Origin of the sequence: uncultured Bacteroides sp. (genome assembly GCF_902472605.1) — a bacterium.
Taxonomy (GTDB): Bacteria; Bacteroidota; Bacteroidia; order Bacteroidales; family Bacteroidaceae; genus Phocaeicola.
The window spans coordinates 1-14,888 of record NZ_CABROP010000033.1; the positions used below are offsets into that span (position 1 = coordinate 1).

12 protein-coding genes and 2 rRNA genes are annotated in these 14,888 nt (G+C 45.1%); 11 read left to right on the forward strand and 3 right to left on the reverse strand.

Annotation, left to right across the window (positions count from 1 at the left end; genetic code table 11):
- The 9 genes from RDP42_RS08760 to leuB form a co-directional block, all read left to right on the forward strand.
- A 23S ribosomal RNA gene (locus RDP42_RS08760) occupies nt 1-311 on the forward strand; the annotation flags it as partial.
- Nucleotides 312-412: 101 nt separating this feature from the next.
- Nucleotides 413-523 (forward strand): 5S ribosomal RNA (gene rrf / locus RDP42_RS08765).
- Between the two features lie 249 nt (nt 524-772).
- Nucleotides 773-2,041: an alpha-L-fucosidase gene (locus tag RDP42_RS08770; protein WP_308763390.1), complete on the forward strand. Its 1,269-nt coding sequence runs from the start codon at nt 773-775 to the stop codon at nt 2,039-2,041.
- A 32-nt stretch (nt 2,042-2,073) separates the two neighbouring features.
- A complete protein-coding gene (pncB, locus tag RDP42_RS08775) occupies nt 2,074-3,246 on the forward strand; it encodes a nicotinate phosphoribosyltransferase (RefSeq protein ID WP_308763366.1) in 1,173 nt (390 codons plus the stop codon).
- 312 nt (nt 3,247-3,558) lie between these two features.
- On the forward strand, nt 3,559-5,055 hold the full coding sequence (locus tag RDP42_RS08780; protein WP_204476428.1) for a 2-isopropylmalate synthase: 1,497 nt from the start codon (nt 3,559-3,561) through the stop codon (nt 5,053-5,055).
- A gap of 15 nt (nt 5,056-5,070) precedes the next feature.
- Complete coding sequence (gene leuC, locus RDP42_RS08785) at nt 5,071-6,468, forward strand: 3-isopropylmalate dehydratase large subunit (protein WP_308763367.1); 1,398 nt, start codon at nt 5,071-5,073, stop codon at nt 6,466-6,468.
- Nucleotides 6,469-6,480: 12 nt separating this feature from the next.
- The gene (leuD, locus tag RDP42_RS08790; protein WP_204476426.1) at nt 6,481-7,077 is read left to right on the forward strand and encodes a 3-isopropylmalate dehydratase small subunit; all 597 of its coding nucleotides are present in this window, start codon (nt 6,481-6,483) and stop codon (nt 7,075-7,077) included.
- A gap of 18 nt (nt 7,078-7,095) precedes the next feature.
- Entirely contained in the window at nt 7,096-8,628 is a 1,533-nt protein-coding gene (locus tag RDP42_RS08795; protein WP_308763368.1) for an alpha-isopropylmalate synthase regulatory domain-containing protein, read from the forward strand.
- A gap of 12 nt (nt 8,629-8,640) precedes the next feature.
- Complete coding sequence (leuB, locus tag RDP42_RS08800; protein WP_204476424.1) at nt 8,641-9,702, forward strand: 3-isopropylmalate dehydrogenase; 1,062 nt, start codon at nt 8,641-8,643, stop codon at nt 9,700-9,702.
- 62 nt (nt 9,703-9,764) lie between these two features.
- Here leuB and msrA read toward each other — a convergent pair whose 3' ends face one another.
- Nucleotides 9,765-10,250, reverse strand: a complete 486-nt coding sequence (msrA, locus tag RDP42_RS08805; RefSeq protein WP_308763369.1) for a peptide-methionine (S)-S-oxide reductase MsrA — start codon at nt 10,248-10,250, stop codon at nt 9,765-9,767.
- Between the two features lie 110 nt (nt 10,251-10,360).
- Here msrA and RDP42_RS08810 point away from each other — a divergent pair, with 110 nt between their 5' ends.
- A complete protein-coding gene (locus RDP42_RS08810; protein WP_303916591.1) occupies nt 10,361-11,185 on the forward strand; it encodes a lipopolysaccharide assembly protein LapB in 825 nt (274 codons plus the stop codon).
- A gap of 75 nt (nt 11,186-11,260) precedes the next feature.
- Nucleotides 11,261-12,397 (forward strand): hypothetical protein, encoded by a 1,137-nt coding sequence (locus RDP42_RS08815; RefSeq protein WP_308763370.1) that lies wholly within the window; start codon nt 11,261-11,263, stop codon nt 12,395-12,397.
- Between the two features lie 8 nt (nt 12,398-12,405).
- Here the strand turns inward: RDP42_RS08815 and RDP42_RS08820 are convergent, their stop codons facing one another.
- Together RDP42_RS08820 and pheS are read right to left on the reverse strand one after the other, a co-directional pair.
- The gene (locus tag RDP42_RS08820) at nt 12,406-13,605 is read right to left on the reverse strand and encodes an MFS transporter (RefSeq protein ID WP_308763371.1); all 1,200 of its coding nucleotides are present in this window, start codon (nt 13,603-13,605) and stop codon (nt 12,406-12,408) included.
- 123 nt (nt 13,606-13,728) lie between these two features.
- Nucleotides 13,729-14,748 (reverse strand): phenylalanine--tRNA ligase subunit alpha, encoded by a 1,020-nt coding sequence (pheS, locus tag RDP42_RS08825; RefSeq protein ID WP_204476419.1) that lies wholly within the window; start codon nt 14,746-14,748, stop codon nt 13,729-13,731.
- Nucleotides 14,749-14,888: the final 140 nt, after the last annotated feature.

Sequence of the window (14,888 nt, forward strand, 5' to 3'; positions counted from 1 at the left end):
CGCGAGCTGGGTTCAGAACGTCGTGAGACAGTTCGGTCTCTATCTATCGTGGGCGTATGAAATTTGCGTGGCTCTGACACTAGTACGAGAGGACCGTGTTGGACCGACCTCTGGTTTACCGGTTGTGCCGCCAGGCGCATCGCCGGGTATCCAAGTCGGGATCGGATAAGCGCTGAAAGCATCTAAGTGCGAAGCCGGCCACAAGATTAGATTTCTTTAGGGTCGTTGAAGACGACAACGTTGATAGGATGCAGGTGTAAAGCTGGAGACAGCAAAGCCGAGCATTACTAATTGCCCGAAAGCTTTCCTTATCCGCGCCGGGCGGATGGAAAAAGACATCGTAAGGATGATATATACGTTTGGCCAGTGTGCTGAAATTGCTTGCTTGTGGGTCATGACAATATAACGATATTAAGGTGACTATGGCGCGAAGGTTCCACCTCTTCCCATTCCGAACAGAGAAGTTAAGCTTCGCCACGCCGATGGTACTGCGTACAAGTGGGAGAGTAGGTAGTCGCCGTTTTAGATAGAGCCTCGAGGCAGTTATGCCTTGGGGCTTTTTTTGTGTACCCGTACGCGGATGGAAAATCAATCAACTATCGTTGTGAATAGGGCGAAATGTGGAAAATTTTACATTCCATTTGCCGTTGCGCTTACCTTTCTATATCTTTGGGTGGTTGAATCTTAATTATGTATTCTTTTAGTGAGCGCAGATATGGAAACACACATCTTTCATTATTTTAAAACAATCTGCCTTGGGGGATTATTGGGCATGTCTGCCTTGTCTGTTCAGGCTGAAAATAAGTATGTTCCTTCGCCGGAGAATTTGCAGGCGCGGAAGGAGTTTCAAGATAATCGGTTTGGTATCTTCTTGCATTGGGGCATTTACAGCATGTTCGGGCAAGGAGAATGGTATATGAATAATGACAATATTGATTGCCATGAATACGCCAAGGTAGCATCAGGATTTTACCCTTCTCGTTTTAATGCGCATGAGTGGGTATCGGCTATCAAGGCTTCCGGGGCTAAATATATTTGCATTACCTCTCGTCATCATGACGGATTTTCCATGTTTGATACTCAATATTCGGATTACAACATCGTAGATGCCACTCCATTCAAGAGAGACATTATCAAGGAACTGGCAGAGGAGTGTCGGAAACAGGGAATCAAGTTGCATTTGTATTATTCGCATTTGGACTGGACGCGTGAAGATTATTATCCATTAGGAAGGACCGGACATGGCACCGGCCGTACTTCGCATGGGGAATGGGCTACCTATTATGAGTTCATGAATCATCAGCTGACGGAGTTGCTGACCAATTATGGTCCGATTGGAGCAATCTGGTTTGACGGTATGTGGGACCAGCCGGATGGGTTCGACTGGAAATTGGAGGAACAGTATGCGTTGATTCATAAATTGCAGCCAGCTTGCCTGATTGGGAACAATCATCATAAGGCTCCTTATCCGGGAGAGGATTTTCAGATGTTTGAACGGGATCTTCCAGGTGAGAACAAAGCGGGATTTTCTGGAGAATCAGTGGTAGGAAAATTACCGTTGGAAACGTGTGAAACCATGAACGGTATGTGGGGATATCAGATAAAAGACCAAAATTATAAGTCAGTGACTGAATTGGTTCGTCTGCTGGTCCGTGCGGCTGGGAAGGGAGCCAATCTGTTGATGAACATCGGTCCTCAACCCAATGGGGAACTTCCGGCAGTGGCAGTCGAACGTCTGAAAGGAATTGGCAAGTGGATGTCGGAAAATGGGGAAACCATTTATGGCACTACGGCAGGAAATGTGATGACCGCCTCATGGGGTACAACAACCCGGAAGGGAAATATGCTTTACGTGCATTTGCTGGCAGATGAAATGCCCCAGTTTGTGACGTTACCTCTAACGGAGAAAGTCCTTTCTTCTACTGTTTTTCATACGGGTGAGAAGGTGAAATGGGAAAAAATACAGGGAGGTATCGTGTTGCATACAAAAAATTTACAACCTTCTGTAGATTGCATCATCGCGTTGAAATTAAAGGAATAATTATATTTGCACTAAGAAATAAATAGAATAATATGGTGATAAAAACAATTTTAGATACTGATTTATATAAGTTCACTACCTCATACGCTTATATCAAGTTGTTTCCCTATGCAATGGGAACTTTTACGTTTAAGGATAGAGACAACACGGAATATACAGAAGGTTTTCTGGAGGCACTGAAGAATGAAATCCATAACCTGGAAATGGTGAAACTGGCGCCGGAGGAACTGGAGTATATGACTTCCCATTGTCGTTTTCTGCCAGGAGTGTATTGGGAGTGGCTTTCTTCTTTCCGTTTTGACCCCAATAAGATAGAGGTCTGGCTGGATGAGCATCATCATCTCCAAATGTCCGTTACGGACTATTTATATAAGGTAACATTGTATGAGGTTCCCTTATTGGCCATCGTATCGGAAATAAAAAATCAGTTCTTGAACCGTATGCCGGACAAGCAGGTTATTCTGGATAAACTGGCGGGAAAGGTGGAACTGTCGAACGCCCATCAGATGCCTTTTTCTGAATTTGGTACACGGCGCCGTTTTTCATTTGACGTGCAGAAACTGGTAGTGGAGTACTTAAAGAAGCATGCCCGCTATTGTACGGGAACTTCCAATTGTTATCTGGCCATGAAATATGGGATGCTGCCTATGGGAACGCATCCGCATGAATGGTTCATGTTTCATGGGGCACAGTTCGGTTACAAGCATGCCAATTATATGGCCTTGGAGAATTGGGTAAATGTGTACGATGGAGATTTGGGTACGGCCCTGTCGGACACTTACACTTCCGATTCGTTTTTGAGTAACTTCAGCCGGAAGCAGGCGAAGCTGTTTGACGGGGTACGTTGCGACTCGGGTAATGAGTATGAGTTTATCGACCGTCTGATAGCCCGGTACAAGGAACTGGGAATTGACCCGACTACCAAAACCATTATTTTCAGTAATGCACTCGACTTTGAAAAAGCTCTGAAGATATTCCAGTATTGCCAGGGAAAGATACGCTGTTCCTTCGGAATCGGTACGAACCTGACCAATGATACAGGTTATCAGCCTTCTAACATTGTCATGAAGCTGTCACGCTGTAAAATGAGCCCGAACCAGGAGTGGCGTGAATGTGTGAAATTGTCGGACGATATGGGCAAACACATGGGAAGCATGACTGAAGTAGAAGCTTGCCTTCATGAGCTTCGTTTGCTTTCTGAATGATAGATTTATATTCAGTTGCATGTGTTTGTGTGAAATTGTTGTTTAATGTTTGAAAAAACTTTCTTTTTATTTTCTTGTTTCAAAATATTGTATACCTTTGCAGCAACAAAAAAGAAAAAGATAAAGAGAATCAACAAATGAATATTCTGTTTTTACATATTTTGCTATGTGGTTTGATTAATCTGCTGGAAAGCCCGGTGGGAAGTGAGTCGCGTGCATATTGATGTAAAAACAATATCATATAAAGCCTTTCTCACTTCCCAGTGCGAAAGGCTTTTTTTTAGGATTATAAGGAAATAAAACAAGAATATTATGAGTGACAGATTATTTATTTTTGATACTACGCTCCGCGACGGGGAGCAGGTACCGGGATGTCAGTTAAATACCGTAGAAAAAATTCAGGTGGCTAAACAGCTTGAAACGTTGGGGGTGGATGTGATTGAAGCCGGATTCCCAATCTCAAGTCCGGGTGATTTCAATTCAGTCATTGAAATTTCAAAAGCAGTGACTTGGCCAACCATTTGCGCACTGACACGTGCCGTACAGAAAGACATTGATGTCGCTGCCGAGGCGTTGCAGTATGCCAAACACAAACGTATTCATACAGGTATCGGTACCTCTGATTCGCATATCAAATATAAATTCAATTCTACTCGTGAGGAAATCATCGAACGGGCTGTCAATGCGGTGAAATATGCCAAACGTTACGTGGAAGATGTAGAGTTTTATGCGGAAGATGCCGGACGTACGGAAAATGAATACCTTGCGCGTGTGGTAGAAGCCGTTATCAAAGCGGGAGCTACAGTGGTAAACATTCCTGATACGACTGGTTATTGCTTGCCGGATGAATATGGTGCAAAAATCAAATACCTGATGGAACATGTGGATGGAATTGACAAAGCCATCATTTCTACTCACTGCCACAATGACCTGGGTATGGCGACTGCCAATACTATCAGTGGCGTGTTGAACGGAGCCCGTCAGGTGGAAGTGACCATCAACGGTATCGGAGAACGTGCCGGTAACACCTCTTTGGAAGAGGTTGCCATGATTCTTCGCTGTCATCATGACATTCATATCGATACAAATATCAACACACAGAAAATCTATCCTACCAGCCGCATGGTTTCCAGCTTAATGAACATGCCGGTACAGCCCAATAAAGCTATCGTAGGACGTAATGCATTTGCCCATTCTTCCGGTATTCATCAGGATGGCGTATTGAAGAATGCACAGACTTATGAAATCATCGACCCGAAAGATGTAGGTATCGATGACAATGCCATCGTATTGACGGCACGTAGCGGACGTGCGGCTTTGAAACATCGTCTGCATGTGTTGGGTGTGGAAATGACGCAGGAAAAATTGGACAAGGTATACGAAGACTTCCTGAAACTGGCTGATAAGAAGAAAGACATTACGGATGATGATATCCTGGTATTGGCTGGAGCCGACCGCAATGTGAACCATCATATCAAACTGGAATATTTGCAGGTAACCAGTGGAGTTGGAGTACGTTCTGTAGCCAGTCTGGGATTGAACATCAGTGGCGAGCATTTTGAAGCAGCCGCTACAGGTAATGGTCCGGTGGATGCAGCCATCAAGGCCGTGAAACAGATTATTAAGCGTCAGATGACCTTGAAGGAATTTACCATTCAGGCTATTAGTAAAGGTAGTGATGATGTAGGTAAAGTACATATGCAGGTGGAATACGACGGACAGATGTACTATGGTTTCGGAGCCAACACCGACATCATTGCAGCTTCAGTAGAAGCATATATCGATTGTATCAACAAATTCAGAAAATAAATTAAACGAGATTTTATGGCTAATACATTATTCGATAAGATATGGGATGCACATGTGGTGCAGAAGGTGGAAGATGGACCTACCCAATTGTATATAGACCGTCTGTACTGTCACGAAGTGACGAGTCCACAGGCTTTTGCCGGGATGCGTGCCCGTGGGTTGAAATGCTTCCGTCCGGAACGCATTTACTGTATGCCGGACCACAATACGCCGACGCACGACCAGGACAAACCGATTGAAGATCCGGTATCTAAAGCACAGGTAGATGCTTTGGCTAAGAATGCAGCCGATTTTGGTTTGACGCATTTCGGAATGATGAACAAGAAAAACGGTATCATCCATGTGGTAGGTCCGGAACGCGGATTGACTCTTCCGGGTATGACCATCGTATGTGGTGACTCACATACTTCTACTCACGGTGCGATGGGAGCGGTTGCTTTCGGAATCGGTACCAGTGAGGTGGAAATGGTGATGGCTTCACAGTGTATCCTTCAGGCTCGTCCGAAAACCATGCGTATCACGATTGACGGTAAGTTGGGAAAAGGTGTGACAGCCAAGGATGTGGCTTTGTATATGATGTCGAAGATGACCACCAGCGGTGCGACCGGTTATTTTGTGGAATATGCCGGTGAAGCTATCCGCAGCTTGACGATGGAAGGTCGTCTTACCCTGTGCAACCTGTCTATTGAGATGGGTGCCCGTGGAGGAATGATTGCGCCGGATGAAGTGACTTTTGAATATATCAAAGGTCGTGAATATGCTCCGAAGGGAGAGGAATGGGACAAGGCATTGGCTTACTGGAAGACGCTGAAGAGCGATGACGATGCCGTGTTTGACAAAGAAGTACGTTTCGATGCCGCAGATATTCAGCCGATGATTACGTATGGTACCAATCCGGGTATGGGTATGGCGATTACCGCACACATCCCGACCACGGAAGGTATGAGTGAGGTGGAAAAAGGTTCCTTTGAGAAATCCTTGCATTATATGGGCTTCCAGCCGGGCGAAAGTCTGCTGGGTAAGAAAGTAGACTATGTGTTCTTGGGAGCTTGTACCAACGGACGTATTGAGGACTTCCGGGCCTTCGCTTCTATCGTGAAAGGACGCAAGAAAGCTGACCATATTACTGCATGGCTGGTGCCGGGTTCTTGGATGGTAGATGAACAGATTCGTCAGGAAGGACTGGATAAAATCTTGGAAGAAGCAGGTTTTGAAATTCGTCAGCCGGGCTGTAGTGCTTGTCTGGCCATGAATGACGATAAGATTCCGGCAGGCAAGTATTCCGTATCTACCAGCAACCGTAATTTTGAAGGTCGTCAAGGCCCCGGTTCACGTACCTTGTTGGCCAGCCCGTTGACTGCGGCAGCCGCTGCCGTAACCGGTGTGATTACAGATCCGAGAACGTTAATGTAAAAAATGAGTGTCATGAAACAGAAATTCAATATCATAACAAGTACTTGTATTCCTTTGCCTTTGGAAAATGTGGATACGGACCAGATTATTCCGGCACGTTTCCTGAAAGCTACCACCCGTGATGAAAAGTTTTTTGGTGACAATTTGTTCCGCGACTGGCGTTATAATCCGGATGGTTCATTGAACAAGGATTTTGTGTTGAACGATCCGAAGTATAGCGGACAGATTCTGGTGGCTGGAAAAAACTTCGGAAGCGGTTCCAGCCGTGAACATGCCGCATGGGCGATTGCCGGATATGGTTTCAGAGTGGTGGTGTCCAGCTTTTTTGCCGACATTCACAAGAATAATGAATTGAACAACTTCGTGCTTCCGGTAGTGGTAAGTGAAGGATTCCTGAAAGAACTGTTCGATTCAATCTATGCTGACCCTAAAACAGAAGTAGAAGTCAATCTGCCGGAACAGACCATTACCAACAAAGCTACAGGAAAGTCTGAGAAGTTTGAAATCAATGCCTATAAGAAACATTGTCTGATGAACGGATTGGACGACATTGACTTCTTGGTAGAAAACAAAGATAAGATTGAAGCCTTCGAGAAGGCACGTAGCTAACCGATAGAATAGTTGATTATGGATAATCATCCGAGAATAGAAATAATGGACACTACGTTGCGCGACGGGGAGCAAACCAGTGGCGTATCGTTCGTGCCTCATGAGAAATTGATGATAGCCCGTCTGCTGCTGGAAGATTTGAAAGTAGACCGGATAGAGGTGGCTTCTGCCCGTGTGTCGGATGGTGAATTCAACGCAGTGAAAATGATTTGCGACTGGGCGGCACGCCGTGGTCTGTTGCAGCGAGTGGAAGTGCTGGGCTTTGTCGATGGAACGGTGTCGGTAGACTGGATTCACCAGGCAGGATGCCGGGTTATTAACCTGTTGGCAAAAGGTTCGGAGAAGCATTGCCGTTATCAGTTGAAGAAGACGCTTCCGGAGCATCTGGAGGATATCCGTAAGGTAGTGGATTATGCCTTGACGAAGGATATGGATGTCAATCTGTATCTGGAGGACTGGAGCAACGGAATCAAAGATACTCCAGAGTATGTATTTGGCTTGGTCGACGGGTTGAAAGACAGTGGAATTAAGCGCTTTATGCTGCCGGATACATTGGGTATTCTCAATCCGTTGCAGGTGATTGAATACATGCGCAAAATGAAGAAGCGTTATCCCGACCTGCATTTCGATTTTCATGCCCATAACGATTATGACTTGGCTGTGAGCAATGTGCTGGCAGCTGTGCTGAGTGGGGTAAAAGGATTGCATACCACGATTAATGGACTGGGTGAACGGGCTGGTAATGCTCCGTTGGCCAGTGTGCAGGCTATCCTGAAGGATCATTTTCACGCCATTACGCGTATTGACGAGAGTCGGTTGAACGATGTAAGCCGCGTGGTAGAGTCTTATTCCGGTGTCACGATTCCGGCTAACAAACCGATTGTAGGAGAGAGCGTGTTTACGCAAGTGGCGGGGGTTCACGCCGATGGAGACAACAAAAACAAGTTGTACTTCAATGATTTGCTCCCGGAACGTTTCGGCCGTGTGCGGGAATATGCCTTGGGGAAGAATTCCGGAAAGGCCAATATCCGCAAGAACTTGGAGAGTCTGGGCCTTGAACTGGATGAAGACTCCATGAAGAAGGTTACCCAGCGCATCATTGAATTGGGAGACCGAAAGGAACAAGTCACTCCGGAAGATTTGCCATATATCATCAGTGATGTACTCAAGCACGACGGGATACAGAACAAGGTGAAATTGCTCAGTTATTTTGTGACCTTGGCTCAAGGATTGAAACCGATGGCTACGTTGAGCATTGAAATCGACGGAAAGATCTACCAGGAGAGCTCCTCTGGTGACGGACAGTATGATGCCTTCGTGCGTGCCTTGCGTAAGATTTACAAAGGTACATTGGGGCGTAAGTTCCCGATGTTGGTAAATTATGCAGTCACCATTCCGCCAGGAGGGCGCACCGATGCCTTCGTGCAGACCGTGATTACGTGGAATTATGAGGATAAGGAATTCCGTACCCGCGGATTTGATGCCGACCAGACAGAAGCAGCCATCAAAGCGACCATCAAAATGTTGAATATGATAGAAGATTTAAATTAAACGTATCTAATTATGGACTTTAAAATAGCAGTATTAGCCGGTGACGGAATCGGACCGGAAATCTCCGTACAGGGAGTCGATGTAATGACAGCCGTTTGTGAAAAATTCGGTCATAAAGTAACTTATAAATATGCGCTTTGCGGAGCTCACGCCATTGATGAGGTGGGTGACCCGTTCCCGGAAGAAACGTATCAGATTTGCAAGAATGCTGATGCGGTGTTATTCTCGGCTGTAGGTGATCCGAAATTTGACAATGACCCTACGGCGAAAGTGCGTCCGGAACAAGGTTTACTGGCCATGCGTAAGAAATTGGGACTTTTTGCCAACATTCGTCCGGTACAGACTTTCAAGTGCTTGGTTCACAAATCTCCGTTGAAAGCGGAATTGGTAGATGGAGCGGATTTCCTCTGCATCCGTGAATTGACAGGTGGTATGTATTTTGGTGAAAAATACCAGGACAACGACAAGGCATACGATACCAACATGTATACTCGTCCGGAAATTGAACGTATTTTGAAGGTCGGTTTTGAATATGCCATGAAGCGTCGGAAACACCTGACGGTAGTAGACAAGGCTAATGTGTTGGCTTCTTCCCGTTTGTGGCGTCAGATTGCCCAGGAAATGGCTCCTAAGTATCCGGAAGTAACGACCGACTATATGTTTGTAGACAATGCGGCCATGAAGATGATTCAGGAGCCGAAGTTCTTTGATGTCATGGTGACGGAAAATACATTTGGAGATATTCTGACTGATGAGGGCTCTGTCATCAGTGGTTCTATGGGATTGCTCCCTTCTGCTTCTACCGGTGAGAGCACTCCGGTATTTGAGCCGATTCATGGTTCATGGCCACAGGCTAAGGGTTTGAACATTGCCAACCCGTTGGCACAGATTCTTTCTGTAGCCATGTTGTTTGAATATTTCGACTGCAAGGAAGAAGGTGCACTGATTCGTCGGGCAGTAGATGCTTCACTGGATGCCAACGTGCGCACTCCGGAAATACAGGTAGAAGGAGGTGCTAAATACGGTACGAAAGAAGTGGGTGCCTGGATTGTAGATTATATCAAGAAAGCTTGATTCGAGATTGAGTCTGAAAAATAGAAAGAGGGATTTCTTTTGCGAGAAGTCCCTCTTTTTTGTCAGAATTTCTTGACCCGGATATGGCAATAAGGCTCACCGCCTGTCTTGTCATAATAATGCTGGTGATATTCTTCTGCGGCCCAAAAGGTAGTGGCCGGTGTCAGTTTGGTGTTCACTTCATATCCTTTGTCTCTCAGAATCTGAATGACCTTTTCTGCCTCCTGTTTCTGTTCATCGTTTAGGTAGAAAATTTCACTGCGGTATTGCGGGCCGATATCTGGACCTTGTCCGTCGGTTTGTGCCGGGTCATGTATTTCAAAGAAGAGTTTGCACAAATCTGTATAGGTGGTCTGTTCGGCATCATATTCCACAAGCACGGCTTCTGCATGTCCGGTGGTGTGGGCTTTTACTTCCGGGTAAGTGGGATTCTCTTTGTGTCCTCCTATATATCCTGCGCTGGAACGTATTACTCCTGTTGCACGTTCCATCTGGTGTTGTACACCCCAGAAGCATCCGCAGGCAAAAATCGCTTTTTCTGTTTTCATGATTTTCGGGTTTTATATAAATGATTGTTCAAACTTACAAAAAAATATTGTAATACCTCTTTGTTCGGTTTAGAAATGCTACCTTCGCTGTAGAATCAAAGAAAAAGAAAATGAAATATTTACTGTTGGTTTTGTGCGGTTGGTTCTTAGCCGCATTTTCAGTGCAGGCTCAGTCGTATAATGAGATAGTTGAGCAGGCGATGGATTGTGTGAAGAAAGACAGTCTGGTCCAGGCAGAACAACTCTTCCAAAAGGCATTGAAACTTGAACCGAACAATGCACGGAATGCCTTGTTGTTCTCCAATCTGGGTACTGTGCAGAAACGATTGGGGAAGACTGATGAAGCGATAGAGTCGTATACGTTAGCTTTGAACATCATTCCTTATTCTACCACAATGTTGCTGAACCGGGCTGCACTCTACCTGGAGAAGAATCTGACCCAGAAAGCTTATTTGGATTATTGCAACGTGATTGACCTTTTGCCAAAAAACAAGGAGGCCCGTTTGTTCAGGGCTTATATTTATATGCAACGTCGTGAATATAAGGAAGCCCGTGTAGATTATAATGTCGTGCTGGAGCAGGATGTGAAGAATAAGACGGCTCGCATCGGTATTGTTATGCTGGATGAGAAGGAAGGACGTTTTCAGTCGGCAATGGATGCCATGAACCGTTTGGTAACCGATTTCCCCAAAGATGTGGCAATATTGAAGATGAGGGCTAATATGGAATGGGAACACGGACAATTGGACGCAGCTTTGTATGATTTGGACGAAGTACTGAAACTGGATGGTCAGGATGCCACGTCTTATCTGATGAAAGGAGACATTTATTTAGAACAAAAAAAGAAGGACGATGCGCGTGAGGCATATGAGAAAGCAATTGATTTGGGAATCTCACGCGCCGAATTGATGGAAAAATTAAAACAATGTAAATGACTTTCTAAAAATATATTCGTTTTTGTTTGTACTTTTTAAAAAGTTTTTGCTATCTTTGCGTGAAATCGTATAGTAATGCAAATTCGTTCGGTCATAAAATTGGGTGTGGTGCTTTCCGTGGTACTGTTTTGTATCGGGATTGCCTTTTATGGTTTTGCCCGTCTGAGTATGGCCGATAAGGAAAATCAGATAGATGTGTTCGAATTTGTCCCTCAAGATTGTGCAGGTGTGCTCGAAACAGACAATATTGATAAGTTTATGCATGCCTTCTCTCAGATGGCCTATTCTTCCCAGTTGGATACACTTCATCGGTCGGGTTTGATTAATGATATATTGTCTGACCTAAATGAGTTTTCATCCATTTCTGCCCATGGTTTGTCTTATCAAATGCATTATGTGGTGATAAGTTTTCATCAGCCACATACCTCAATGGATGTAGTTGCTTATTTCCGGATGGGAAAAGAGGGGAAACGTCAATTGATTGAAGCTATACAGAGTCGTTTTGGAGTAGATTTTACCCCTAAGAAAGAGTTTTATCGTGGGAAAAAAATTGAAATATATCCTTTGACTCCTAAAAAGTATTTGTCAGTCTATACAACCGAGGGGTTGGTAGTGGTAAGTTATCAGAAGAAGCTGATAGAACAGGTCATTGATGCCGTAAAGGACAATAAATCGCTTCGTGAAGATACTGTTTTTGCGTCTATACATCATTCTCAAGCTACAGATTTCATTACCATTTACGGACGTACCGCATCGGTACCTTTGTTAGGAAAGGAAGCTTGTCATAGTTGGAGCGAATATGATATTCATCTCAACAGTGAGGTGTTTTATTTGAGCGGTCAGATGTATGGAGCGGAAGACTGCCAGCAGCGTACGATAGAAGGTCTACAGGCGATACCAATGGTTTCTGAGTCCGATAGTTTGCTGGTTGTATCGGGACGTGAAAGGGTTGATTCATGTGTAGCGGCAATAGCAGCTTCTCCATCTCATTCTTTATTTGACGAATGCGTTTCCAATTTGTCGCGTGATGCTTCTTATATTATGGTGGCCGATATGGAGAAAGTAATGGAGTCGCCCGAAAAGTATTCTTCTTATCTTCCGCCATTTATGATTCGGCATGCCGATTTGTTCCGTCCCTTTATTTTGTCTTTGCAATTGACAAAAGTCGATAATCGTTTGTCACATATCTTTGTATTCACCTATAAGGAGTAAGAATCCTTTCAGCGGAGTTTGTTTTGTTCGAAATGGGGACCTGCCTTTACATGGAAATAAAGCAGGGATACAACCGTGAGGGAAGCTCCGAAAAGATAGGCCATCTTGAACGTAGCAATTTCTGCAATATAACCTCCTGTCAGCATACCGATTCCCAAACCAACATCCCATGAAGTTAAATAGGTACTTGTGGCTGTTCCTCGCTGGTTGTTGGGAGCCAGGTTGACAAACAACGTATTATAGGCAGGGAACATGGTACCGAATCCAATACCCAGCAGCAATGAAATAAGAAAGAAAATGGTTGTTGTGATTTTCAGGTTCCATTCTGCCAGCCATCCGCAGGCTGTCAAGGCAAAATAACAGGCACTGACCAGATACAAGCCTGCCGCAATGACCTTGGTCACCAAGCCTCGGTCTACCAGTCGGCCACTGAATAACCGGCTGACGGCCATTCCTACGGCCATGAGAGTGAAAAAGAAACCGGTTTCAGCGGTAATACCTATTTCTTGCGCATACATGGCTACATAGTTGGTGGTCATTCCATACGGGATGGAGAGTAACAGCAGACTTAATCCGGCTGGAAGTCCTTTGATTAAGATAAACCGGTCGAGAGAAATGGGAGCTCGTTTTACGGGAGCTTTGTAAGGGGTACGCACGGTGCAGGCAGCGATGAAGCCGATGACACACGATCCCAGCGCATACGAGAAGATGGTGGTGTAGGAAGCCTCTCCACTGTGCAGGAACAAGCCGAACATCGGACCTATGGACATGGCTATGTTGTTGGTCAGTCCGTAGTATCCTAATCCTTCCCCCCGGCGGGAGGAAGGCATGATGTCGATGACAAGTGTATTCCCTCCTACGGTGACCATCCCGAAGGAGAATCCATGCACCACGCGGAAAATGATAAACAAAGTCAGTACGGTGGCAGTCATGTATCCGGCAAATATCAAAGTAAAGATGAAGTAGGCCAGCAAATACAAAGGTTTGCGGGCGAATGTATCCAAGATATAACCGGAAAAAGGACGGATGCACAAGGAAGAAACCGTATAGCAGGAAAGAATGATTCCGATGGTGGTATGTGACGTGTGGAATACTTCCGACAAATAAAAGGGAAGAATCGGAGTGAGTAGCCAGAAGCCGAAATAAAGTAGAAAATTGGCTGCCAGGATGGCACAAAAACTCGGAGTGACCAGCTTGTCTTTTGGCATATTCGGGGAAGAAAAAGTGTGATATATATAAGATAAACACGGATTACACGAGATGTTAGTAGGAAATCTTCCCTTTTACTCCCGGTGTAATCCGTGTTCTTATGAAAAAGCGTTTACTCGGAATCAGTTGGCTGATTCAAATTCCTCCAAGAAACGGGTGTCGTTCTCAGAGAACATACGCAAGTCTTTTACTTTGTATTTCAGGTTCGTGATACGTTCTACTCCCATACCGAAAGCATAACCCGTATATACTTTACTGTCAATGCCGTTGGCTTCCAGCACAGCCGGGTCTACCATTCCGCATCCCAGGATTTCTACCCATCCGGTATATTTACAGAACGGACAGCCCTCACCGCCGCAGATGTCGCAGCTGATATCCATTTCGGCACTGGGTTCAGTGAACGGGAAGTATGACGGACGCAAACGGATTTTTGTATCCGGTCCAAACATTTCTTGTGCAAACTGCAGCAGCACTTGTTTCAGGTCGGTAAAAGACACGTTTTTGTCGACATACAGACCTTCTACCTGATGGAAGAAGCAGTGTGCACGATAGCTGATGGCTTCGTTGCGGTATACACGTCCCGGGCAGATGACACGGATAGGAGGCTGAGAAACTTCCATCACGCGGCTCTGTACAGAAGAAGTGTGTGTACGGAGAATGATGTCGGGATGAGTTTCAATGAAGAATGTATCCTGCATGTCGCGTGCCGGATGGTCTGCGGGGAAATTCATAGAAGAGAACACATGCCAGTCGTCTTCTACTTCCGGTCCGTCGGCAATGGTAAAGCCCATGCGGCCGAAGATATCGATGATTTCGTTGCGCACAATTGTCAGCGGATGGCGTGTACCCAGTTTAATCGGATAAGCCGTACGAGTCAAGTCCAGTTCAGCCGCGCTGTTGTCTTGATTTTCGAATGTTTCTTTCAAGGCGGCAATGCGTTCTTGTGCCAGGTTCTTCAACTCGTTCAATTTCATACCTACTTCTTTTTTCTGTTCAGCAGGTACGTTACGGAAGTCGGCCATCAGTGCGTTGATGGCACCTTTCTTGCTCAGGTATTTGATGCGTAAAGCCTCCAGTTCTTCTGGATTCTGCGCTGTGAGTCCTTTTACTTCCTGAAGCAACTGTTCTATTTTTGCTAACATATCTCTTCGTTAATTATTTTTGTTTGCAAAGGTAAGGATTTAAACTGAAAAATTCGGTTTTTCATCCAACAAAAAAGAAAACTCTTGTTTCTTGGATAATGATAAGAAAAAAAAGGTAATTTTGCGGCGATATTTGAGGA